Below are 24,132 nucleotides of genomic sequence, written 5' to 3' on the forward strand. Positions count from 1 at the left end.
GGAGGTCGTCCTTGAAAGAGTGGACGGTACGGGCGTCAGGCTCGGGTCCATGAAGGAGATCGCCGAGCACCGGGAATGGTTGATCGGCATGAAGAAGCGCTACGTGGAAATGCGGGGAGAGCTTAAAAAGGTGATACGGGAATATCAGAGGCCGGGGAGGGAGGTGTAACAAACATAGTCCCGAGTCCCGAGTTTAGAGTTCAGAGTTCAGAGTTTGGAGTTCAGTCTAAAAAAGTCAGGAGGGCCAGATGAAGAAAAGCGTTGTCTTGTTTCTCGCAGCGATCGTTTTCTCCTCGTTTAGCAATCCTGCGCTCTGTGGCGATCCGCCGGTCAGCGATGCAACTGCAGACTGCCTGGCCTGCCACGAGGAAGCGACACCCGGCATCGTGGCCGACTGGAAAAAGAGCCTCCATGCACAGGTCACCCCTGCGGAGGGGCTGAAGAAAAAAGAGCTCGAAAAAAGAATTTCTGCGGCGGACGTCCCCGGTAACCTGAAAGAGACGGTGGTGGGATGCGCCGAATGCCACACGATGAACCCGGAGAAGCACGAAGACACCTTCGATCACAACGGCTACAGCGTTCACGTGGTCGTCTCGCCGCCCGATTGCTCCACCTGCCATCCCGTGGAGGTAACGGAATATGGAAAAAACATCATGGCCAACGCCTACGGTAACCTCGTCAATAACCCCGTGTACCACGACCTCGCGGACCAGGTAAACGGCATCCAGACCTTCTCGGACATGAAGACGACGCTGACGAAACAGAACGAGGAGACCTTCGCCGACTCGTGTCTCTTCTGCCACGGCACCGTGGTAAAAGTCAGAGGCACGCGGAAAAGGGACACGGTCATGGGAGAGATGGAATTTCCCGTACTCTCCGGATGGCCGAACCAGGGCGTGGGCAGGATAAATCCCGACGGTTCGAAAGGCGCCTGCACGCCCTGCCACACCAGGCATCAATTCTCATCGGAAATGGCCAGGAAGCCCCACACCTGCTCCACCTGCCACAAAGGGCCCGACGTGCCCGCCTACAAAGTCTACTCGGTCAGCAAGCACGGGAACATCTACGACTCCTCTTCGAAAGAGTGGAACTTCAGCAACGTCCCGTGGGTTCCGGGAAGGGACTTTACCGCGCCCACCTGTGCCGCCTGCCACATAAGCCTGCTGGCAACGGAGGACGGTGAGGTTGTCGTCAAGAGAACACACCGGATGAATGACCGGCTCCCCTTTCGTCTCTTCGGACTGATCTNNCTGATCTACGCCCACCCCCATCCCGAATCAGCGGACACGTCCATCATAAAAAACAAGCAGGGGCTTTTCCTCCCCACCGAGCTCACCGGTGAGCCCGCATCATCGTTTCTGATCGACGGAAAAGAGATGGAAAGAAGGCAAAAGGAGATGGAGAAGGTGTGCGCCCCGTGCCACAGCTACGAGTGGGTGGAAGGGCACTTTGCGAGGCTGAAAAATACGATCAAAACGACCAACGAGATGACGCGCACGGCGACGGACATCCTTCTCACGGCATGGGAGAAGAATGCGGCACTCGGACTCGACCGGGGCGACAGTATCTTCAACGAGGAAATAGAAAAGATGTGGGTCAAGCAGTGGCTCTTTTACGCAAACTCCACACGACTCGCCTCTGCCATGGGGGGAGCAGATTACGGCGTTTTCGCCAACGGCCGCTGGTTCATGGCGGAAAACATCCAGCTGATGAATGACTGGCTCGAATTCACATTAGAGAAGGAATGAGTGGGCGGGGAAGGCCCCGGCCTGAGGACACGCCCGTCAATCAGCCGAGATGAGGATGATGAGCACCCCGCTTTGGAACTCCGGACCCCCGACCATGACGATCGACCCCCGCTCCATTTTGAGGGCGGTCCTGACCATGCTGCTCTTAACGCCGCCGATCACCACGTCGAGCCTCACCACATCCCCGGATGCATCCACGGGTACGATGTTCATGTTCCTGTTTCCGGGTATGGAAAACTGCGCGGTCTCCCCCTTTTGCGCCCGCTTTCTTGCCCTCGATATGATCTCGAAAGAGCTGTAGTTGAAGAGCCGAACGAGCTTTTCCCGAAGGCTCACGAGAGTGGGGTCCACGAAGGTTTTGCCCGATGATGCGTGCACCACCTGCACATCGAGTGAAACCGCATCGTTACCGGAGGAAACGCGGGCAGAGACAATCAGCAACAGCGAAAAGAAGCCGACGAGGGCAAAAAAGAAACTGCGCTTCATATCTCTTCCCTTTCTATTATCCAGATTACCTTCGGGGTATCGTGCCCTTTGTCGACTATCATAACCGTCGCGTTCCTGGCTTCGATACTCTCCACGGTGGCGGCAAATTTCACCTGCTGCTTTATCTCGTGCCTCTCCATTGAAGGATAAACCAGAATGAGGATTAAAGCAACAGCACCGACAAAGGCAGGGACGAGATACTTCAAGTTCGCAAGGAACCAGCCCCTTTTCTTGCTCTCGGCCTCCTCGATCGATGCCTCAACCCGCTTGAGGACAACATTTTCGGGAAGACGGCCTGCCTCGTCTTTCACGTATTCCCGGAGAAGGTCCCCGATACGGCCCGTCTCATCGACGTACATCCTGCAGTCAGCGCAGGCATCCAGATGCTCCCTCACCTCGCCTTCCTGCGGCTGATGAAGGAGGCCGTCCTTCAGCATCTCTATTTTTTCCCGTACATCGCTGCAAATCATCACTTGGCCCTCACATAATCGGAAAGCAGGTCCCTTAGTTTCTCCTTTCCGTAATGGATTCGCGACATGACGGTCCCGATGGATATACCCAGGATCTCGGCTATCTCCTGATAACTCAAACCTTCGATCTCGCGCAGCACGATGACCGTACGATGATGTTCCGGAAGGGAATCTATAGCCTGTTTCATGACCCTTCTCAGTTCCTGTCTCGCCACTGCATCGTCTGGCTTCTCGTAAAACTCAGCGTGCCCCACCGCCTCTCCATCTTCCCTCTTCATGTAGGTCTCATCGAAGGCTGCCCGGGGATTTCTCGAAACCTCCCTCACCTTGTCAATGGCCTTGTTTATGAGAAGGCGGTAAAACCAGGTGTAAAATTTCGCATCGAAGCGGAAATCCCCGATTGCGGTGTAGGCCTTCACGAAAGAGTCCTGAACGACATCGAGCGCGTCGTCCCTGTTTCCCACGATTCCCACGGCAACTCCATACGCCCGTGCCTGATACCTTCTGACGAGCTCCGAAAAAGCCTCCTTTTCCCCGCCGATGGCCCGCCTTATCAGCGCGTGATCGTCGCATTCGGAAAGTTTTTTCTTCCTATCCATTTGACGCCTTCATGGGATGGATATTCACATCCCCGCCGAGAGGGCTCCCCATGAATATCCACTCTTTACATCCACTTTCAGCGGCACATCGAGGGATACAATCCCCTCCATGACATCTTTCAGCAGGCCACCTGCATCGCGGGCGACATCGGCCCGGGCCTCCAGTATGAGCTCGTCGTGGACCTGAAGAATGATGTGGGCATCGATGTTTTTCTCTTTAAGCTTCCCTTCGAGCTCAACCATCGACAGCTTGATAATATCGGCCGCTGTCCCCTGGACGGGAGCGTTGACGGCCATCCTCTCGGCCGCCTGCCTGAGTGCCTGGTTCCTGCTGTTTATGTCCCGTATGTATCTCCTCCTTCCCAGGAGCGTCTCGACATATCCCTTTTCCCTGGCCCCGTCCAGCGTGCCGTCGATGAACCGCATGACCCCGGGATACCTGTCGAAGTAATCGTCGATGTATTTCTTTGCTTCCGGCTGGGGTATCTTCAGCTCCTTGGATAGGCCGAAGGGTGTCATGCCGTAGAGGACGCCGAAATTCACGATTTTCGCCTTTCTCCTCAATTCCGGGGTGATTTCACCCTCACCAACATCAAACAGGGCCATGGCCGTTTCCCGGTGGACATCCCGGTCTTTCTCGAACACCGCACGAAGGCGCTCGTCCCCCGAGAGATGGGCCAGGACCCTCAGCTCAATCTGGCTGTAATCGGCGCACACGAACAGAAAGCCCTCACCGGGCACGAAGGCCTCACGGATCTCCCTGCCGTAGCCGGTGCGAACGGGAATGTTCTGGAGGTTCGGGTTGCTCGAAGAGAGTCTCCCCGTGGCGGTCTGCATCTGGTTGAAACTGGTATGAACCCTGCCCGTGCTCGAATCCACCATGTGAGGCAGCACATCCACGTACGTGGATTTGAGCTTTGAAAGGGTCCGGTGCGAAAGGATAAGAGAGGGGGCCTCATGGAGCGGGCTCAACTGCTCGAGGACCTCCACGTCCGTCGAGAAACCCGTCTTCGTCCTCTTTACCGGGGGAAGGCCGAGCTTTTCAAACAGCAGGAAGGATACCTGCTTCGGGGACGAGAGGTTCACCTCGCCTCCCGAATATCTGCCCACGCTCCCCTCTATCTCACGGAGTTCCCCGTCGAGCCGGCGGGAGAGACCCTTCAGCCTGTCCGCCTCGAGCTTGACGCCCCTTTTCTCCATCCCGTAGAGAACACGAAGGAGGGGCAGTTCCAGCTCTTCGTAGAGTTTCAAAAATCCCTCCCCAGCAAGACTCGACTCGAGAGGCCCGGAAAGCCGCCGGACTCCACCGGACAGTACTGCAACCCTCTCCTCCTCCGTTACGAATTCCGTTTCGATCTCAACTCCCGTGTAGCGTGTCAGCATCCGCGATAGAGCCAGGGAGGATTCCTCCGGATGGAGGAGGTATGAAAGCAGCATGGTGTCGCCATAAGCGAGGTCAAAAACCTTTTCAAGTGGGGGACAGCCCCAGACAGCCGATTTCAGGTCATGGCCGATGAATCTGACGCCCCTCCCGGCAAGGAGATCGATTGCCTCACCGATCACATCCCGGTTGACCACGTAGCTCTCTCCACCCACGGAAACACCCACCACCCCGATTTCCCCCGATGCGGAAGGCACCAGGGCAGCAACGGAATCCGTAACCGACTTAAACGCCTCTTTTGCCTCTTCAAAATTCCTGATCGCCCCGTAAGACACTCCCGCTCTTTGCCCCTCTGATATCAGATCGTCTCTTCCCTCATCCCGGGCAGCCTCTGCCCTGAAGCCGAGCTTCCGGAGAAGGTTTAAGAGCCCATCCCTGTCGGCCTCTCCGGGTTTGAAATCCCCCATCTGGAGAGCAAGCGGCACATCATCCTTTATCTTGGCAAGCCTCTTTGACACCTCGAGGCTTTCCAGGTTCTCTTTCAAGAGCTCTTTTTTTCTCCCCTTCACGAAATCCAGGTTCCTGATCAGATTTTCAACGGAGCCAAACTCTTTGAGAAGAGCGGCGGCGGTTTTTCCTCCGATCCCCGGAACCCCGGGGATGTTGTCGGTGGGATCTCCCGATAGCGCTATGAAATCGACTATCCCCCCGGGCCCGACACCGAATTTTTTCTCCACATCCTCGGGCTTTATGATGCTGTCTTTCAGAGAATCGAACATCTGGACGTCATCCGTGACCAGCTGGCACAGGTCCTTGTCCGAGGAGACGATGATCACTTGCAGGTCCTGTTCCGCCGCCCTCCTGCAGATGCTCCCGATCACGTCATCCGCCTCGACCCCCTCTATCTCGACTCTCCGTATTCCGCTCAGATCTATGATCTCCTTGACAATCGGCAGCTGCAGTGCAATATCCTCGGGCATTTTCTGCCTCTTCTCCTTGTAACGGTCATACAGCTCCTCCCTGAACGTAGGCCCCGGGGCGTCGAGAACGACACAGAGGTATGAAGGGGAAAACCTCTCCCTGACCTTCTGAAGGCTGTTCACGAAGCCGTAGACAGCTCCCGTTGGCGTCCCGTTCGATGCGGTGAGCCGGGGAAGGGCATAAAAAGCCCTGTAGAGGAGATTGTTTCCGTCGATTATGAGGAATGTTGCCTTACTGCCCATAAAAATTATTACAATTCTTCTTCGGCACTCTCGCTCACCGGTTCGCTCTCTTTCTCCGGCTGGAAGATGACGGCCGTCGAAGCAACGGTATCGCCTATCCTCATCCCGTCCTCATTGTAGAGGCAGAATGAGGCCTCGACGATGAGCACGCCAGCACCCACCGTGTAAGCAAGAAAGTGCCCGATAGAGGGAATAATAAAGAGAAAGAAGGGAAGGGCAACGGGAATGTTTCTGAGAATGGAGGAGAGATAATCAAAGTGCTCCCCATCGAGTCGAACCACCTTCAACCCGCTGAGCATCTTTCCGGGGCTTCTTCCCCCGATGAACCCGTCGGCAATAAGGAGGTAGAAAATCGCGGCAATCACTCCCGAGGCACCCGGTATGTGCCAGAGGCACAATGCGATCACCAGGTCGATTCCTTTCGCAACGAACCGCGGGATGAACTGGGCCCTGACCCTGTCCTGGTCAGGAAGGGGCATGTCAAATTTAAATTTCATCTGGTTCCTCCGGAAAATTAACCTCTTTCGTGAAAAAAAGGAAGGCCATCGCAGGCCTTCTCGATCCTTCCCTGGCCACGAAGTGGATCGAATCGAAGGTAAAGCCATTCTCCACCCACTCGTTCAGGGCCTTCTCTATCTCACTGTCCGTAACGTCGGTCACCTCGACCACTTTGTACGGGGGTTTTTGCACGGTCAGCTCCCTCCAAGGGCTCTGGCTACGTCCTTCGCAAAATAGGTTATGATCAGGTCGGCCCCGGCTCTCTTGATACCGGTTATGATCTCCATCACGATCCTTTCCTCATCGACCCAGCCCTTCAAAGCCGCTGCCTTTACCAGAGAATATTCCCCGCTCACATTGTAGGCGGCAACGGGAACGTCGAACCGGTCCTTCACGATCGATATGACATCCAGGTAAGCAAGGGCGGGCTTCACCATCACGATGTCGGCTCCCTCCTCCACATCCAGGGAAACCTCGCGGATCGCCTCCCGCACGTTCGGCGGATCCATCTGGTAGGAGCGCCGGTCACCAAACTGGGGGGTAGATTCCGCGGCGTCACGGAAAGGCCCGTAGAACGCCGAGGCATACTTTGCCGCGTAGGACATGATCGGGATATGGTGAAAACCCTCCTCATCGAGAGCATCACGGATCGCCATAACCCTGCCGTCCATCATGTCCGAGGGGGCCACCATGTCCGCCCCTGCCCTGACGTGGGAACATGCGCTCTTGGCCAGAAGGTCCAGGGTGGCGTCGTTGTCGACGCTGCCGCTATCGTCGAGGACACCGCAGTGGCCATGATCGGTATACTCACACATGCACACGTCAGTTATGACCACGAGGTCGGGCAATTCCTTCTTGAGCGCTGAAACGGCCCCCTGAACGATGCCGTCATCGCTGTATGCGTCAGTTCCCAGGGGATCTTTCCCCTCGGGGATACCGAAGAGCAAAACGGCGGGGACACCGTAACCGTATGCCTCCTTCGCCTCTTCCACGAGATTCGGGATGCTGAGCTGGAAAACCCCGGGCATGGAAGCAACCTCTTTCCGCACGTTGTCACCGTGAATCGCAAAGAGGGGGTAGACGAGGTCGTTTGTGGAAAGGGCCGTTTCCTTCACCATCTTCCTCAGCTGCTCCGTCCTCCGAAGCCTCCTCAGCCTGGTCTCGGGGAAATACATCGAAAAACCCTCCTCTTTTCAGCTGACACCGGCGTTGTGAGCAGAAATCGCGTCCAGGAGCCTCTCCACATCGGGGTAGTCGGGTTTTACCGACACCACGAACCCCTGCATGGTCACGCAGTCTGCAGTAGTATCGCCTATGACAGCGATTTTAACATTTTTAAAAAATGATGCGGAGCTTTCTTTCCCTGCAAGGGAGATGAAATTTTGAAAAGTCGACGGACTCGTGAAGGTTGCGTAACTTACCCCTGCGTCAAGAACCCTTCGCACCTCATCCGACCCGTACTCGGGCACTCCGGTCTCGTAGAGCACCGGCGTTTCGTGCCTGAACCCTCTCTCCTTCAGGATATCGATCAAATCCCTTCTCCCCTCCTTCGCGCGGGGAAAAAAAACCCGGTCGTCGTCTCCCAGAATCCCGCAGAGAGCCTCTGCCAGGGAGCGGCTGTCTTCCCTGTCGGGAACCAGATGGACCCTGCAGCCACTTTCTTTAAGGAAAGACGCCGTCTTTCTCCCCACGGCAGCAACCTTCCTCGTTTCCAGGAGTGAAAGAAAGCTCTCTCCGAGGATATCCATGAGAAACTTTGCGCCCGTTACGCTCGAAAGGACTACCCAGCTCGACCGCGACAGCTCTTTCCTGAATGCCTCCACCTGCCCCGGGGGAAGTGCAAGGCGGGTTTGGATCGTTGGAAACACCAGCGGATCACCCCCGCGCGCAGTTACCATGCCGGCCATCACCAGGGCCTGCTCCCCCTCCCTGGTGATGAGTATGGATAGACCCGTCAGGTCGGCCCCTCTGCGATTTGCTATTTCAGGCCTCCTTATAGATCTCCTCGAGGATTTCACCGCCTCCCCTTGAGAGGAGGTCTTCCGCAAGAGCCCTGCCCAGGGCAGGCGAATCGCTCACCTCCCCGGTAACCTCTCCGCGGACCATCCTCATCCCGTCTGTGCTGGCGACAAAACCGGTTATCCTCATTAGCCTGCCATTTACGACGCCATGGGCGCCTATCGGCACCTGGCACCCGCCCTCGAGTTTTTCCAGAAAGGCCCGCTCTCCCGAGACGGCAGCGGCCGTCTCTTCGTGGTTCAGAAAAGAGATCAGCTCCTTTGTTTCCGCATCATCCACCCGAACCTCTATGCCGAGGGCCCCCTGGCCGACAGCCGGAATCATGACCGCCGGGTCGATGCACTCCGTTATCCGGTCCTCCCAGTTCATCCTTTTCAACCCGGCAGCAGCGAGTATGACGGCGTCGAAAACCCCTTCGGATACTTTCCGGAGCCGGGTGTCGAGGTTTCCCCTGAGAACCTCTATTTTCAGATCACCACGGACATGGAGAGCCTGCGACTGCCGGCGAAGGCTGCTCGTTCCGATCAATGCCCCGCCGGGAAGCTCGTGAAACTTCTTTCCCGATGGAGAGACCAGGGCGTCCCGCGGGTCCTCCCTTTCCGTCGCAACGGCGATTTCGAGCCCCGCGGGGATAACCGTTGGAACATCTTTCATGCTGTGGACGGCGAAATCCACCTTCCCGTCGAGAAGGGCCTCCTCGATCTCCTTCACGAACAGGGCCTTCCCCCCTACCTTGGCCAGGGGAACGTCGAGTATCTTATCTCCCGTGGTCTTGATCCTGACCAGCTCCACGGAGACATCCGGCGAGTTTTGCTCGATCCTGTCCTTTATGTGGTTCGCCTGCCAGAGGGCGAGCATGCTCCCCCTCGTGCCCAGATAAACCCGTTTTTTTCCCATGATCAGCTCTCAACGCTCTCCTTTTCTTCGGAAACCGATACCCCTTCCCCATCGTCGAGATCGAATATCTTCCGGATCGCCTCTCCCGCGCTTACCCCGTTTTCGAGGTTCTCGCCCTGCTTCAACGCGCTGATCGGCTGGTGGAGAAATTTATTCATGAGGGAATTGGCCATTGCCATAATTGTCCTGACGGTCTTCTCGTCGGCACCTTTCAGCTGGGAGATCGCTTTTTCAACCTCCTTGTCCTTCAGACCGTCGAATTTTTTCCTCAGCTCCACAATGATGGGGGCCGCCCGGTAGGTTTCGAACCATTTTCCGAAACTTTCCACCTCACCGACGATTATCTTTTCCGCCTTTTCCGCCTCCTTTTTCCTCTCGTCCAGGTTTTCCTCCACCACGGACCGAAGGTCAAAAATGTTGTACAGAAATACGTTCTCCACCTCGTGGCAGGAGGGGTCGATATCCGATGGATGGGCTATGTCGATGAGAACCCAGAACCTGTTCGTTCTCTCCTTTATTACCCTGACAGCGTCTTCCTTCGTAATTATGAAGCCCGGAGCACCGGTGGCGCTGATCACCACATCTGCAAGCTTGAGGCGGGACTTGAACTCCTCGAACCTGACGGCACTCCCCTGCATTTCATCGGCAAGCTTCATGGCTCTGTCAAAGGTCCTGTTTGTTACCGTGACGTCCCTTATCCCCGCGGAAACAAGATGCCTCGCTGCAAGGCCCCCCATCTCTCCTGCTCCGATCACCATGGCCGATTTTTCGTCGAGCTGGGAAATTATCTTTTTCACCAGATCCACTGCAGCCGAGCTCACCGAAACGGCACCCGCTCCGACCGCCGTATCGGTTCTGACCCTCTTGACGACTGATATGGCCTTCGGAAAAAGCCTGTTCAAAAAAGGCCCCGAGGCATCGAACTTCAGCGAGTATTCGTAGGCATCTTTCACCTGTCCCGATATCTGAGGCTCGCCCAAAACCAGCGAGTCTATTCCCGACGCCACGCGGAAGAGGTGCCTGACGGCATCGAACCCGCGGTAGGCGTAGAGGTAGCCATCGATCTCATCGACCGTCGACGAGTTGTAACGGGCCAGGTACTCCTTCGTGTTTCTGAAGCTTTGATAGGCATCGTCCGATACCGTGTAAATCTCGGTCCTGTTGCAGGTGGAGATGATCGCACACTCCTTCACCGAAGGATATTCCATCATGCCCGCAAGGGCCATACCCATGCCATTTTCGGGAATCGCAAACTTTTCCAGAACTTCCTGGGTGGCTGTTTTCCAGTTCAATCCGACTAATACCAGTTTCATTTCCCGTTAGCTCTACTTCGCCATACTTGAGTAGGAATGGAGGCCGGGCAGGAGGAGATTGACACCGAGGAACGTGAAAAGTATAGCCCCAAATCCTATGATTGCGAGTATAGCGGCTTTTCTTCCCCGCCAGCCGACAGTCAACCTGCCGTGGAGAAGGGCTGCGTAAAGAAGCCATGTAATGAGAGACCAGGTTTCCTTCGGGTCCCAGGACCAGTAGGAGCCCCACGCATATTCTGCCCAGATCGACCCGGTAATGATGCCGACAGTGAGGAGGGGAAATCCGAAAGTCAGGCACTTGTGGTTTATCTCATCAAGCGTATCGAGGGGAGGCAGCCGTTTCATGAGGGGACCCAGCTTTTTTCTTTTCAGCTGTTTTTCCTGAATCAGGTATATGATCCCCACCGCAAAGGCCACGGCAAAAATGGCATCTCCCAGAAAGAGCAGCGTCACGTGCACGGGAAGCCAGTAACTTTGAAGTGCGGGAGGGATCATCTGAATATCTGCCGAGATAAAGGCGGAAAAGAGGATAAAAATGAACGCGATGGGTGCTGCAAAGGCCCCGATCACCTTCAGCTTGTACTTCCCCTCGACTATGAGGAAAATAAACATGATGGAGAGGGAGAAGAAAGAGAGGGACTCGAAGAGATTCGTTATCGGCGTGAACCCTGCCTCGAAGTACCTGAATACAAACCCGATAAAGTGAATCCCGCAACCGGCGATGAGCGTGTACTTCCCCCAGCTGGCGGCTTTGTCCTTCAAGAAGGCTATGTAGTAGAGATAGAGAAGGCTTCCGACCAGATAGAACAGGGTGGCTATGCGAAGGAAATATACGTTCACGGAATCCCTAACCCGTTTTTTTTTAACGACCTTTTAAATAATAAAACAGCATCGATACACATGCAACCAAGAAAGCGCAACATCGGCACTCCCGGGTCCCGGGTCCCGGGTCCCGGGTAAAAAAACGGGAAGATTGCAGGGGCAGCAGACCGAAAAGAAAACATGCCGGGAGGATAAAATGTTGAGATCTGCCTGACTTCTCAGTTTTTAAGCTTCCGAACTTCTGTCTTATTGCCTTGACACGCCGCCACACCTCATTTAGTTTAATCTGGAGGCTTCACCGATGAAACATTTAACATTATCGGTCCTGTGCATGGTCCTCGCACACCTCTGCGGCTGCACACCGTCTCTACCGATACAAAACGGCATCCTGGTCATTGCACTCAACGGCTCTCCAACAAACATCGATCCCCGGTACGCAACCGACGCATACAGCCACCAGATCATAGAGCTCTGCTACAACGGTCTCATGAAAAAGGACGCAAGGGGCAGCCCCATCCCCGACCTGGCCGAAAGCGTAAAAACGGTGTCGAAGGTGCGCTACGAGATAACCCTCAAAGAGGGGGTAACCTTCCACGACGGCAGCGAGTTAACCGCCGAGGACGTGATCTATACCTATGACTTTTTGAGGGACGAAAAAAGGGGCTCCCCCCACCGTGAGACGTTCAAGATAATCGACAGAATGGAGAAAAGGGGCAACAAGGGGCTGACCATAATTCTGCGAGAACCATTCGCGCCTTTCCTCACCGCGCTCACCGTTCCCATCGTGAAATCGGGCACCGGAGAGGAGGCATTGAAAAGCTCAGAGAACGGCACGGGGCCGTTTAAAATGGTCAGCCTTTCACCCGACGAATCGGGAGAATTTATCGGCAACGAATCCTATTTCGATGGGGCCCCGAAGATCCGGAACGTGCTGATCAAGATCATCCCCGATGATAACGTCCGGTTCCTGGAACTGAAAAAGGGCGCGGTGAATTTCGTCATCAACGGCATCGATCCCGACCTTCTCGAAGAGGTAAGGAAAGACGACAAGCTCGTGGTCGAGGAAAAATCGGGGAGCAATTTCTCCTACCTCGGCTTCAACCTCAAGGACCCGATCTTGAGGAAGAGAAAAGTCCGGGAAGCGATAGCACGGGGAATCAACCGGAAAGAGATTATCGATAAAATTCTTCTGCGCCAGGCGGAGGAGGGAGATACCCTGATCTCCCCCCTTTACTGGGCACACGAGAAAAACGTGCAAGACTACGCCTACGACCCCGAGCATGCAAAGAGGCTCCTGGATGAAGCGGGGTATCCCGCGGCGGAAGGGAACAGCACACCGAGATTCTCCCTCAGCTACAAGACATCGCAGAACGAGCTACGCAGGAGAATTGCACAGGTAATACAGGAGCAGCTCAGGGAAATCGGGATACAGGTCACGATACAGTCCTTCGAGTGGGGGACGTTTTTCAGCGACATAAAATCGGGAAATTTCCAGATCTACTCTCTTACATGGGTCGGGATTACCGACCCAGATATATACTACTATGCATTTCATTCGAGCAGCACCCCCCCCAGGGGAGCGAACAGAAACAGGTACAAAAACCCGCTTCTGGACAGGCTTCTCCAGGAGGGCAGGGTCGAGCTCGACCAGGAGAAGCGCAGGAAGATATACGGGGAGGTTCAGAAGATAGTTTCAAAAGATATCCCTGTCGTGGGATTGTGGTTCAACAAGAACATACTCGTCCGGGACAGAAGGATCAGGGGGTTCACCCTCCTGCCCGACGAATCGTTCAGGCCGATCAAAGAGGTCTGGATAGAAGGTTAATGAGCAGATATGTACTGAAAAGGCTTTTTTCCCTCATTCCCGTCCTCTTCGGGGTGGTCACCGCAGTGTTTCTCCTCGCCCACCTGATACCGGGAGATCCCGTTGACATAATGCTCGGAGAGACCGCCCAGCCAGCACAGAAGGAGGAGCTCAGAAAATACCTCAAACTCGACCTGCCCCTTCACGAACAGTACCTTGAGTACCTCAAGGGGCTGTCATCGGGAAACCTTGGCACTTCGATCAGGAGCAGGAAACCCGTAATCGAGGAAATACTCTTAAGATTCCCGGCAACCCTCGAGCTTGCAATAGCGTCGATCATCGTGGCGATACTCATCTCCTTCCCGGCGGGCATAATTGCGGCAATCAAACGCGATACGTCTTACGATCACGGAAGCCTGCTCTTTTCCCTGATCGGTCTGTCCATGCCCAACTTCTGGCTCGGGCCCCTGCTGATTCTTGTCTTTTCGATAAAGCTCGATCTCCTTCCCGTCTCGGGCAGAGCCGGTATCGCCCATATCATCCTTCCCGCTTTAACCATGGGGTTCGGGATGGCTGCGATCCTGACCAGGCTCATCCGCTCTTCCATGCTCGACGAGCTGACGCAGGACTATGTGAGAACTGCAGTCGCAAAGGGGGTGAAGAAAAGAAGGGTCGTTTTGCTCCACATTCTCAAAAATTCCATGATCCCCGTGCTTACCGTCCTTGGCCTGCAGTTCGGTGCACTGCTGGCGGGGAGCATCATCACGGAAACCATCTTTTCCTGGCCGGGGATAGGGAGGCTGACGATCCACGCGATAAACAGCAGAGACTACCCGCTCGTCCAGGGATGCGTGCTCTTTATCGCCCTCTTTTACGTGCTGGTAAACCTCGTGACCGATCTCGTCTACGGTCTCTTTGATCCGAGGATTCGATATGAGTAGAATCGGGACGGCGAGAAAAAGCGCGGTTTTTCGGTTTTCCGGCAAAGGCACGGTGCGTGCGGGTGGAATCATATGCCTCCTCTTTGTCCTCCTGGCACTCCTTGCCCCCGCAATCGCGCCCTACGACCCCTTTGACCAGGACCTTGCGGGAAGCCTCAGCTCCCCCTCGAAAAACCATCTCCTGGGCCAGGACAAGCTCGGAAGGGACATACTGAGCCGCATTATCTACGGGGCGCGGGTCTCTCTCACGGCAGGAATCCTCGCTGTTGCCTTCTCCCTCATGAGCGGCATATTTCTCGGAGCCATATCTGCATACTTCGGAGGCGTGGTCGACACGGTGATCATGCGTATCGCCGATATCTTCCTTGCATTTCCCGGCATACTGCTGGCCATCGGAATGACTGCAGCCCTCGGGCCCGGCCTCAGAAATGTCATCATTGCCCTATCGATAATCGGCTGGGTGGGATATGCAAGGATCGTACGGGGACAGATACTCAAGCTCAGGGACGCCGAATTCGCCGTTGCCGCAAAAGCCTCCGGCCTTCCATCCCTGAAGATACTCATCAGGCACCTGCTGCCGAACTCTCTGTCGCCGATAATCATAGAGGCAACGTTTGGCGTCGCACGGGTGATCGTGGCCGAAGCGAGCCTGAGCTTTCTTGGCCTCGGGGTTCAACCCCCGTTTCCAAGCTGGGGGGCGATGATAAATGAGGGCAGGTTTTACCTCTTCGTGGCACCACACCTTACCACGATACCGGGCCTGGCAATAATGCTCCTGGTCATATCGATAAATTTCATCGGCGACGGCCTCCGGGACACCCTCGACATCAGGACGGAGGAAGGGGCGATCTTCTGACGATGAAAAATCCCGTATCCATAGGGGAGAGGGTCATCTTCTCCTTCAAGGGCATAACGCTCCCCCAGTACATGGCGAAGTGGCTCACGGGAGGACTCTGCGGGGGGATCATATTTTTCCGGGATAACTTCGAGTCGCCGAACCAGTTCAGAAGCCTCGTTTCACAAATCTTTGCAGCGGCAAAGATAGCCCCTCCCCTGCTCATGATCGACCACGAGGGGGGAAGAGTCCAGCGGATCACCGGGTCCCTCCTGCCTCTTCCATCGGCCCGCTCTCTTGCCGGAAGGGCAAGAAATGACCCCGACTTCATCTTCAACCTGGGAGTAAGGGTCGGGAAAAGCCTGAGGAGGCTCGGCCTGAACGTGAACGCCGCACCGGTGCTGGACGTCTTGACGGAGCCCTTGAACCGGGTCATCGGCGATCGGTCCTACGGGAACTCATCCCGCGACGTATCCAGACTGGGCATCGGTTTTGCGCGGGGGCTCATCGAAGGCAGGATCTGCCCCGTGGTCAAACACTTCCCCGGGCATGGAATGACGAGGGAGGATTCACACGAAACGCTTCCCTTCGTCGAAGTTTCCCCCGATGAAATCATGTCCGTGCACGCCGCACCCTTTGTGGATGCCGCAAAGGAGGGGCTTCCCGCCGTGATGACTGCCCATGTGCTCTACCGGGAACTGGACAAAGACCTTCCCGCCACCCTCTCGAAGACTATCGTCAAGGATATCCTGCGGACGAGGATTGGTTTCGCGGGAGCCGTCATTTCCGACGACCTGGCGATGAAGGCGATCTCATCCCGATTCTCCTCCGACGAGATCGCTTGTCTGACCGCCGAGTCATCAACGGATATCCTCATACACTGCGGGGAGAAGGACGACCAGGAGGAGCTGCTCGGCTCCCTTACGTCTTTTTACCAGCAGAAGGATTTTGAACGGTCTGGACTGAAGGACATACACCAAAGGACGGCCTGGTTCAGAAAGTACGTCTCACGACTCAGCTCCGTTTGATAGGGCATCCCATTCCTTCCCGTAGACTTTGAGGTAATAGAGGTAATGCATGAAAACTCTCCGCACATACTTCCGCGTCTCCTCGTATCCGATGATCTCGGGAAACAGATAGGGATCTTCGCCCGATTTCCTGCGCCACCGTGAGGCAGCGGCCTCTCCACCGTTGTAGGCTGCAGCGGCGACCACATAGTTTCCCCCGAAGCGCCTGATCAGGCTCCCGAGATAAAACCGGGCAAACGTGGCATTGGTAATCGGATCAAAAAGGGTTTCCAGCGTAAAATCATCCACCCCCAGCTCCCTTGCGATCCTCTTGCCTGTCTGCGGCATAATCTGGCCAAGCCCGATCGCCCCCGCACTCGATATGACCGAATAATCAAACAGCGACTCCTGTCGTATGATGGCATGGAGGAAAAAGGGATCCGGGTTTCCCCCGACACCATCCCTTCCGATAAAGGAGAGCGCAGGATATTTTACATAGATACCGGAGTCAAGATACCGGCCCCCGAACCCGTGAAGGGGAAAATCGGCCCGCAGGGAGAGTTCTATCCCCCTCCTCAAGTTCCCCGAGGCATAGGCGGAGACGGCTACCCGGGCCTTCCGCGGAATCCCGGACGGCACCGTGACTTTCGGTCCGGCCTTTGAGAGCTCCTCGATCGAGAACGCCGAGAGGCCCAGCCTCTGGAAGACGATAGCCCTCGTCAACAGGAGCGTATTTCCGGGCCGATCCTTCCGGCTCCGGGCCAGGCTCTCGAGGAGGCCCGCCGATGTGACATCTTCGAAGGACACCTTTCCCAGGATCTCCCAGCCGTCGAACCTGCCCAGCTTTCCGAGGGAAAGGAAGTAATAGAGACCACCCTTTCTTTCCTGGACGATCTGCTCGTAGATCGACGTTGCGCTCTGCAACTCCCCCTTCTTTTCGAGACTGTAGGCCGTGAAAAAAAGGTTCCTGAAGGAGTCCTCCTCACCGTCGAACCTCTTTGCGTTTTCCGAAAATATTTTCCCCGCCAGGTCGTAATCTTTTGCGAGGAATTTTACCAGGCCCCTCCTGAAGGATGATTCGGCCTTCAGGTTGTTTCTATCTGAGTCTGAAACCACCTGGTAATAGCTGTATGCCTCCTGAAAATTCCCCCCTTCCTCCTTGATCCTGCCGAGATTGTAGGCAGCTTTGCCGTAGGCAGCGGTACCGCCATGGTCACTCAGAACCCTTCTCAACAGGTTCTCGGCTTCGGCCATGCTCCCCCGGTACCAGTTGTATATGCCGGCGTAAAAAAGCTTCATCGCCACACTTTCCCGGGGCTCTCCCTTTCTTTTCTCGAGGAGTACCGAAATCGCATCGGTATACCGGTTCATCCGCCTCAGCGCATTAGCCAGCGCCAGGTCGAACTTTCCACCGAGACCCACTCCCGCCCTCTTCCGCCAGGGCCCGAGCACGGAAGCGGCCTCCTTGAACTTCCCTCCCCCGGCCAGCGCTTCACCGAGCTTCAGCGCGGCCTGCGCGAACCCCGCAGCTTCCTGTTCATTGACTTTTCCAAGGAGCAGCGGAACGACGACCCGCTCCGAGAGAAGCGCGGGCTCCGTACCCGGAAAACGCTTTACGCATTCCACGAGAAAATCGACCCCCGCAACCTCCCTGCCCTCGGCAAGACGCATTCTCCCCATCACGTAGAGAAACCTTGAACCTTCACGATGGAAGAGAGGCTCGCCCTTCTGCCTTCCGCCCATCCGCCCCTTCGCTTCATCCACATCCCCCTTTTCAAGGAGGGAGAAGGCCGCATCGACGTCGAGGTAACGGGTAAGAAAGCTCTCCGGGTGCTCAGCTGCGAGCTGTTCCCTGACGCGTTCACCCAGGGCAAAGTCACCCGTCTCGTACGCCGCGAGCCCCTTCAGGAACAGATCGAAATCTTTGAAACCCGCCGTTGTTTTGTCAGACACCGGGCGGGCGAGCAGGCCCTCATAGTCCCCAACCCTGAGCATGGTCACCCATTTTTTCAGCGCGCCGAACATTTCCTCCGAAAAAAATTTGCCTTCCTCCTCGCCGCCATGCGAATACCCGCCGACGTTCACCATAACGGAGAGGAGAAGAAAGAGGAGAAGACCGAACCGGGACAGCTTCACAATCAACTTTTCTTTCACACAATTTCCTGTAATCATATAAAATCCTGGTAGTTATGTTTATCTCCGTATCGACACATATTTTTGTATATCACGATTTTACCGAGGAGTTCATAGATATCCTCGAAGAGAGCGGGGTTACATCGGTAGAGATATTCGCAGTCAACCCCCACTTCCCCTACAGGGATAAAAAGTATGTCGACAGGATCCTTCAGAGCTTCCGGAATAAGAAGATCACCATACAATCCGTCCACTTCCCCCTCTACTTCCACATCGATGATATAAAAAAGAACAGGTGGCTCTCGCTCTCATCGGAAGATGAGGAGCTGAGACTCTCGAGTATCCGGGAGACGATTGCCGCATCAAAAATCCTCGACCCCGATACGGGGGGAATACTCGTCGTTCACCCTTCCATCCCGGGGGGAGATATCGGGGGGAAGAGAACTTTTCTCTTCATCGACAGCATGTGGCGGCTCATCGAAAAGTTACCCGATAACGTCAAAATCGCGATAGAGAACACGACCAGTCCCTCCGGTACTGCATTGAAAACCGTGGAGCTAGCCAGGAGCTTCCCCGAAGAGCGGGTCGGGGTGTGCAACGACATTGGCCATGCCAACGTCATAGAGTCACCCGCCTACGCCCTCGTCACAACAAACAGCCGCCTCGTGAACATCCACGTCTCTGACAACGCCGGCGACAGCGACGACCACCTCCCACCCGGGGACGGCGGGGTAAACTGGAACCGGATCATTCAAACCCTGAAAGAGCTCGATTACCGTGGCCCCCTCACATTGGAAATTCGAGATCCCCTCAGGGGGGAGGGATCGGATCCTGCCCTCCTGAAAAATTTAATTGATACAAGCGTCGAATACCTGCAAGGAATCATCGAGGAAAAGAAGCGTTGAACGTATCGCACCTCCAGAAACTGTTCTTCCGGGCAGGAGTAAATCCCGGGACGGTCAAATCGATCGAAGAGCTTCGCGGGGATGCATCGACGAGAACCTACTTCAGGGTCACCCTGGAGGGGAAAGACGGGGCCGGCGATGCTACCACCACCATGGTCATGATGAAATATCCCGCATCCCATGTCGTCGATGGGGAGCTTGCATACCTCAACGTCCACCGGTACATGACGGCTGCCGGCATACCGGTCCCCCGGGTCTACCTCCACATACCCGAAGAAGAGATCCTTCTGCTCGAAGACGCCGGTGACACGACACTGGAGGATATGGTCGAAAAAATAGGTTTTGGCCGGAAGGTGACTGAAATCTACGAAGACGCGATAGACCAGATCGTTGCGGTACAGCGAAGGGGGTCGCGCTGTCTCGACGGGCGGGCGCTGCCTTCCAAACACTCCTTCGATTTTGATAAGCTCATGTGGGAAATGAATTTTCTGGCCACATGGGGGCTTGAAAAACTTGAATCCGTGAGAGGAAGAAAGAGGGTCGTGTCCGATTTCGCCGTCCACATAGAGCCGGTCATAAACGACATCATCACCCTTCCCCTCGTTCTCGCTCACCGTGACTACCACAGCCGGAACATAATGGTGCTTCCCGGCGGGGGTATCAGGATCATCGACTTCCAGGACGCGCGGATGGGAAGCGCGTATTATGACCTCTCATCGCTTCTTTTCGACTCATACGTGGTCATCCCCGAAAGTAAGAGGGATCGGCTTTTTTCACGCTACACAGGGCAGGTGGAGGGCGAGCCTTTTGCGACGTGGAAATCAGGAGAAGAGCATTTCGACAATCTTTTCACTATGGCTATCCAGAGGAACCTGAAAGCCCTGGGAACCTTCTTCTTCATGTTTCATGGCAGGGGAGACGGCAGGTATCTCAGGTATGTCGGCCCGACCATAACCTACCTCAGGGAGAATCCCGTTCTCAAAAACAAATATGGACGCCTATCGGCTCACATACTACCGCTTCTGGAATCGCTTGCTGATCAAATAAAGAACAAGGGGGGAGGTTTCATTGAAGGCTATGATCCTCGGGGCAGGCCTGGGGACCAGGCTCCGTCCTCTGACGTTTGAGCTTCCAAAGCCGGTCATTCCCGTTCTTGGAAGGCCCTTGATCTCATACAACATCGAATTCCTCAGCGCATGCGGGGCAAAAGAGTTCGTCATCAATCTCCACAGAATCCCCGGCATAATAAAAAATAAGATCAGCAGGTGGGGCGGTTTCAAAGGGAAAATCTCCTACATAATCGAACCGGACATTCTCGGAACGGGAGGTGGACTGAAAAATGCCGCCTTTCACTTCGGCGGCGAAAAGTTTTTTATCATCGCAAACAGCGACACCATTCTCGATTTCGACCTGAAACAGGTCATCCGCCACCACAGGTCTCACCGGGCAGCAGCTACGATGGTTCTGTTCCCCCTCGGAGATGAAGAATACACACCCGTGTACCTCGATGAAAAAAACAGGCTCCTGTCGATCGGCAAAAGGCCCGATGAATTCGCATACTGCGGTTTTTACTCCGGCCTATCCCTCTTCTCGCCGGAGATCCTCGACCTTCTGCCACCGGGGAAATCGTGTATCATCCAGAACGGCATCGTGCCGGCGAGAAAAAAGGGGATGGTGATTCACGGTTTCATGGCCGACGGGCTGTTCCTTGAGTTCGGAACGCCTGCAGACTACCTGAAAAGCACCCTGCAGCTCATGGAGGCGCGCCCGGAGACTGTGCAGGCAGAATCGGAAACAGTCTCGATCATCCCTCCCGTCAGGATCGCCGACGAAGCTCACCTCGGAAAAGATATCCGCCTTGGACCTTTCGTGTCGGTGGAAGGGGGAGCAACCATCGGAGACGGATCCACCGTTCGGCACTCGATCATCTGGGAAAACGGGAAAGTCGAAAAAGATGCCCTCATCGAGGACTCGATCGTAACGCCCACGAGGACGGTGAAATGCCCGCCCCAGAGAAGAAAGGATCTTTCGTGAGGCAGGCGGCTTTCCCGCCGGCTGTAGAGAAACAGGGAGCTGACCATTCCCTGCCGGTTCAGGCCGTCTGATGAAGGAAAAAGAGGGGGGAATTCTCTACCGCTCACCGCCGGTGCAGATACCTCATCAGGCTCTGAAAGTTCGTTCCCGGCGTGATCCTGCCCAGGATCGACTTGCCTCCGCCGGTAAAAGAGGACGTGTCGACCGGTATTCCCGCAAGACACAGGTAACCGAGATAGGCAAACGCAGCAGACTCGACAAAGTCGGGGGCGACTTTTGTCCCGCGTGATGTGACCACACTCCCGGCGGGCACGAGCCCGGCCAGGGCAGACATCAATGCATCGTTTTTCGCCCCACCGCCTCCCACATACAGGCACGATAGAGGGTGCGCTCCCATCTCCCCCAGAAACCGGGCAACACAGGAAGCGGTATAGTATGTAAGGGTCGCTATGACATCCTCCCCTGAAAGGCCCCGCTTTCTCGCGTTTGAGAGGATTTTCCCCAGAAGCTTCTCCCCGTAGGTTTCCCTTCCCGTTGAAGCCGGCTTTTTCTTCTTCAGGAAGCCGTCCCTTTCCTCGATGAAGCGCAGCAGACCACGGGAAGGGGTCCCCTTCATCGCAATTTTCCCGCCCCTGTCGAAGGTTTTTCTCCCCCCCGTGTAAAACTTCACCGCTCCGTCCAGGAGCATGTTGCCGGGACCCGTGTCCGATGCCGTGACAACCTTCCCATTTCTCACGATCGTGATGTTCCCTATCCCCCCGATATTGAGAAAGGCGCTCGTTTTCTTCACACCTTTCAAAAGAAGCGCGTGAAAAGGCGGCGCAAGGGGCGCTCCTGAGCCCCCGGCGGCAACATCGGCACGACGAAAGTCCGATACCACGGTGAGCCCCGTGATACGGGAGACAACCGAGGCGTCGCCCGCCTGGAGGGTAAAGGAATACCTTCCCTTCCCCACCCTCTCCCTTTCGGGATAGTGGGCGATCGTCTGCCCGTGATAGGCGATCGCAGCATTCGAAAGCGGCCTGTTTCCGAACCTCTTTTCGATAAACCCCGCGACTTTCACACCGACAAAGTTCCCGTGGGCGGCACAGAACCTGAGATACTCTCTTTTTGACAATTCGCGTTTTTCCTGAAACCGAATGATCTCCTCATGGAGCTTCCTGGGAAAGGGATAGGAGGCGCACTCAAGGGCTGCCCAATCGGGATTCCTGCCGCCGGAAAAGGAAAGGAGGGAGATGTCGACACCGTCACCGGATGTGCCCGTCATCACGCCGGTAATGAGTATCTTTCTTTTCCTCATGTCCTGGATATCTCCACGCGATCCCCCCTGTACAAGCCCAGGTTGGAGGAGGCATCACCCCGATTGATGCAGATCTCTATCCTCTCAAAGCTGCCGGGCACAAGTGCCGGCAGGCCGGATGCCACATCAGAAAAGGTGCCAGCAGCAACCGCTCTCAACCCGTTGATCAGAAACTCACTCTTTTCTCCGGCAAAAGAGTGGAACGTTGAGGATTGGATGCTCGTTATGACGTTGCCGAAGGAGTCTACAAAGAGTACCGTCCCCTCGATCGTGTCACCGGACCATACCTGGCCGGGAAGCTCGATCTGCACGATCCCTTCCACCCTTTCGCCTAATTTTTCCGGTGCAACCCCCAGGGACAGGTGGGATGCAACGGGAGCAAAGATATCCCGTCCGTGAAACGTTTCGCAGCCCGTGTGGAAGGTGTATTCCCCGGGAACGATTTTATACGCGGCCACGATTCCGTCACTGGCGGCGGCAGGGTACATGATCCCGTTGTCGGGACCAACGAGGGTATACCTCCTCGTCATGACGATCAGCGCTTCTCTTGCACCGCCAACACCGGGATCCACGACGGAGAGAAATATCGACCCCTCGGGAAACCAGGGAAGCGAAGAACAGAGGAAAAAGGCACCCAGGGTGACATCGAAGGAGGGGACCGAGTGGGTCAGGTCGACAATGCAGACACGGGGGTGTATTCCATGAATTACCCCCCTGACAATTCCCGGATAGGGAGAATCAGAACCAAAGTCAGACAGAAAAGCGATAAGGTCACTTCTTCTCTGCATCTTCACCTTCGACCAGGGCTGCAACGAGAAGTGGTATCAATATTTCGTGATGGCCAACCAGGTAGACTCCCCTGCCGCCATCACCGGTCGGCCTCTTTACCACGTTCTCCCACACTCTGTAATGCCTGTTGAAGTCGAGCGCGGCGGTCGTTATGCTCTTCAGAGGGCGGCCAAGGTTCCTTGCGAGGGAAACCGACTTGAGGAAAACTTCAGGAAGTATCACCGCCGACCCTATGTTCAGATACACCCCTTCATCCATTCCCATCACGGCTTCGGTAAAAGCGTGGAAATCCCGGAGAGACCCCGCGCCGATAGATTCGCCATCGGCTTCCGGGTGCATATGGTTTATATCGCTCCCTACGGCTACATGGGCCGAGAGACCCACGCCCGTTGCCACGCAGGAGGCAAGGACGCTTGGACCCGCCGGTGTCGAAAATGCCTCCTTTATCCTCGAAGCTACCGCGTGCGCCAGCCCCTCGCCCTTCGCGACTCCTTCCTGAATCGCCCTGTTCAGAAACAGAGACGTCTCTTGCGCCATGCCGAAACTCCCGTCCCGGATCTGTTCTGTTACATCCTCTGACGTGAGCCCCGCCATGGTCAGCTCAACGTCGTGCACGAGAAAGGCACCCGTTACCGCGACGTGATCGATGAGTCTGTTCTCGAGAAGCTGGATGATCAAAGAGGAGAGTCCCACCTTCAACACGTGGGCACCGAACCCGGCTACGACTTTCTTGCCCCTTTTCTTTGCATGCCTGACGCTTCTGACGACGAAGTGGAACTCCTCCCCGCCGAGAATCGGGGGAATGGATTTAAGAAAGCGGGCAAAAGTGGACCCCTTCTCGTACTTCCCCACAAAGTGTTCCACGCTTACCTTGCTCCTTCTTTCATGAATCGAATATCGCCTGAGCTTCGTCAAATCCAGCGTCATC

Annotated in this window: 24 protein-coding genes; 9 read left to right on the forward strand and 15 right to left on the reverse strand. The window is 55.6% G+C overall.

What is annotated here, in order from left to right:
* A partial coding sequence (locus GTN70_06855; GenBank protein ID NIO16702.1) for a hypothetical protein occupies positions 1–169 on the forward strand: 169 nt, incomplete at its 5' end.
* 79 nt (positions 170–248) lie between these two features.
* Positions 249–1,748, forward strand: coding sequence for a hydroxylamine oxidase (locus GTN70_06860; protein NIO16703.1), 1,500 nt, complete (start codon positions 249–251; stop codon positions 1,746–1,748).
* A gap of 36 nt (positions 1,749–1,784) precedes the next feature.
* On the opposite strand, the gene GTN70_06865 is transcribed toward GTN70_06860, so the two are convergent.
* From GTN70_06865 to ccsB, 11 genes are read right to left on the reverse strand one after another with little or no spacing between them, the layout of a single operon-like run.
* Positions 1,785–2,234, reverse strand: a complete 450-nt coding sequence (locus GTN70_06865; protein ID NIO16704.1) for a hypothetical protein — start codon at positions 2,232–2,234, stop codon at positions 1,785–1,787.
* Positions 2,231–2,704, reverse strand: a complete 474-nt coding sequence (locus tag GTN70_06870; GenBank protein NIO16705.1) for a hypothetical protein — start codon at positions 2,702–2,704, stop codon at positions 2,231–2,233. The genes GTN70_06865 and GTN70_06870 overlap by 4 nt, the downstream gene beginning before the upstream one ends.
* Positions 2,704–3,303, reverse strand: coding sequence for a sigma-70 family RNA polymerase sigma factor (locus GTN70_06875; GenBank protein NIO16706.1), 600 nt, complete (start codon positions 3,301–3,303; stop codon positions 2,704–2,706). The genes GTN70_06870 and GTN70_06875 overlap by 1 nt, the downstream gene beginning before the upstream one ends.
* 24 nt (positions 3,304–3,327) lie before the next feature.
* Positions 3,328–5,907: a DNA polymerase I gene (polA, locus tag GTN70_06880; GenBank protein NIO16707.1), complete on the reverse strand. Its 2,580-nt coding sequence runs from the start codon at positions 5,905–5,907 to the stop codon at positions 3,328–3,330.
* An 8-nt stretch (positions 5,908–5,915) separates the two neighbouring features.
* The gene (locus GTN70_06885; protein ID NIO16708.1) at positions 5,916–6,404 is read right to left on the reverse strand and encodes a hypothetical protein; all 489 of its coding nucleotides are present in this window, start codon (positions 6,402–6,404) and stop codon (positions 5,916–5,918) included.
* Positions 6,394–6,597 (reverse strand): DUF4177 domain-containing protein, encoded by a 204-nt coding sequence (locus GTN70_06890; protein ID NIO16709.1) that lies wholly within the window; start codon positions 6,595–6,597, stop codon positions 6,394–6,396. The genes GTN70_06885 and GTN70_06890 overlap by 11 nt, the downstream gene beginning before the upstream one ends.
* Before the next feature lie 2 nt (positions 6,598–6,599).
* Positions 6,600–7,580, reverse strand: coding sequence for a porphobilinogen synthase (gene hemB / locus GTN70_06895; protein NIO16710.1), 981 nt, complete (start codon positions 7,578–7,580; stop codon positions 6,600–6,602).
* Between the two features lie 18 nt (positions 7,581–7,598).
* Positions 7,599–8,423: a hypothetical protein gene (locus GTN70_06900; protein NIO16711.1), complete on the reverse strand. Its 825-nt coding sequence runs from the start codon at positions 8,421–8,423 to the stop codon at positions 7,599–7,601.
* Positions 8,389–9,321 (reverse strand): hydroxymethylbilane synthase, encoded by a 933-nt coding sequence (hemC, locus tag GTN70_06905; GenBank protein ID NIO16712.1) that lies wholly within the window; start codon positions 9,319–9,321, stop codon positions 8,389–8,391. Before hemC ends, GTN70_06900 begins: the two co-directional genes overlap by 35 nt.
* A gap of 2 nt (positions 9,322–9,323) precedes the next feature.
* On the reverse strand, positions 9,324–10,634 hold the full coding sequence (locus GTN70_06910; GenBank protein NIO16713.1) for a glutamyl-tRNA reductase: 1,311 nt from the start codon (positions 10,632–10,634) through the stop codon (positions 9,324–9,326).
* A gap of 12 nt (positions 10,635–10,646) precedes the next feature.
* Positions 10,647–11,474 carry a c-type cytochrome biogenesis protein CcsB gene (ccsB, locus tag GTN70_06915; GenBank protein NIO16714.1) on the reverse strand — a complete coding sequence of 276 codons (828 nt, stop codon included), beginning with the start codon at positions 11,472–11,474 and terminating at the stop codon, positions 10,647–10,649.
* 283 nt (positions 11,475–11,757) lie between these two features.
* Here ccsB and GTN70_06920 point away from each other — a divergent pair, with 283 nt between their 5' ends.
* Genes GTN70_06920 through nagZ form a run of 4 tightly spaced genes read left to right on the forward strand, consistent with a single transcriptional unit; the run spans position 11,758 to position 16,064 of the window.
* Positions 11,758–13,281, forward strand: coding sequence for a hypothetical protein (locus GTN70_06920; GenBank protein ID NIO16715.1), 1,524 nt, complete (start codon positions 11,758–11,760; stop codon positions 13,279–13,281).
* Entirely contained in the window at positions 13,281–14,201 is a 921-nt protein-coding gene (locus GTN70_06925; GenBank protein ID NIO16716.1) for an ABC transporter permease subunit, read from the forward strand. The genes GTN70_06920 and GTN70_06925 overlap by 1 nt, the downstream gene beginning before the upstream one ends.
* On the forward strand, positions 14,194–15,057 hold the full coding sequence (locus GTN70_06930) for an ABC transporter permease subunit (protein ID NIO16717.1): 864 nt from the start codon (positions 14,194–14,196) through the stop codon (positions 15,055–15,057). The genes GTN70_06925 and GTN70_06930 overlap by 8 nt, the downstream gene beginning before the upstream one ends.
* A 2-nt stretch (positions 15,058–15,059) precedes the next feature.
* A complete protein-coding gene (gene nagZ / locus GTN70_06935; GenBank protein ID NIO16718.1) occupies positions 15,060–16,064 on the forward strand; it encodes a beta-N-acetylhexosaminidase in 1,005 nt (334 codons plus the stop codon).
* On the opposite strand, the gene GTN70_06940 is transcribed toward nagZ, so the two are convergent.
* On the reverse strand, positions 16,044–18,197 hold the full coding sequence (locus GTN70_06940) for a transglycosylase SLT domain-containing protein (protein ID NIO16719.1): 2,154 nt from the start codon (positions 18,195–18,197) through the stop codon (positions 16,044–16,046). The two genes, nagZ and GTN70_06940, sit on opposite strands and share 21 nt — an antisense overlap.
* A 35-nt stretch (positions 18,198–18,232) precedes the next feature.
* Between GTN70_06940 and GTN70_06945 the strand changes: the two genes are divergently transcribed.
* The 3 genes from GTN70_06945 to GTN70_06955 are packed head-to-tail and all read left to right on the forward strand — an operon-like array spanning position 18,233 to position 21,115.
* Positions 18,233–19,081, forward strand: coding sequence for a TIM barrel protein (locus tag GTN70_06945; protein NIO16720.1), 849 nt, complete (start codon positions 18,233–18,235; stop codon positions 19,079–19,081).
* Positions 19,078–20,208 carry a phosphotransferase gene (locus GTN70_06950; protein NIO16721.1) on the forward strand — a complete coding sequence of 377 codons (1,131 nt, stop codon included), beginning with the start codon at positions 19,078–19,080 and terminating at the stop codon, positions 20,206–20,208. The genes GTN70_06945 and GTN70_06950 overlap by 4 nt, the downstream gene beginning before the upstream one ends.
* Positions 20,150–21,115: an NTP transferase domain-containing protein gene (locus GTN70_06955; GenBank protein ID NIO16722.1), complete on the forward strand. Its 966-nt coding sequence runs from the start codon at positions 20,150–20,152 to the stop codon at positions 21,113–21,115. Before GTN70_06950 ends, GTN70_06955 begins: the two co-directional genes overlap by 59 nt.
* A gap of 103 nt (positions 21,116–21,218) precedes the next feature.
* On the opposite strand, the gene GTN70_06960 is transcribed toward GTN70_06955, so the two are convergent.
* Genes GTN70_06960 through GTN70_06970 form a run of 3 tightly spaced genes read right to left on the reverse strand, consistent with a single transcriptional unit; the run spans position 21,219 to position 24,131 of the window.
* Entirely contained in the window at positions 21,219–22,415 is a 1,197-nt protein-coding gene (locus tag GTN70_06960) for a hypothetical protein (protein ID NIO16723.1), read from the reverse strand.
* The gene (locus GTN70_06965) at positions 22,412–23,203 is read right to left on the reverse strand and encodes a hypothetical protein (protein NIO16724.1); all 792 of its coding nucleotides are present in this window, start codon (positions 23,201–23,203) and stop codon (positions 22,412–22,414) included. The genes GTN70_06960 and GTN70_06965 overlap by 4 nt, the downstream gene beginning before the upstream one ends.
* Positions 23,187–24,131 carry a hypothetical protein gene (locus tag GTN70_06970; GenBank protein ID NIO16725.1) on the reverse strand — a complete coding sequence of 315 codons (945 nt, stop codon included), beginning with the start codon at positions 24,129–24,131 and terminating at the stop codon, positions 23,187–23,189. The genes GTN70_06965 and GTN70_06970 overlap by 17 nt, the downstream gene beginning before the upstream one ends.
* Position 24,132 lies beyond the last annotated feature (1 nt).

This window comes from Deltaproteobacteria bacterium, from assembly GCA_011773515.1.
Lineage (GTDB): Bacteria > Desulfobacterota > Deferrimicrobia > J040 > J040 > WVXK01.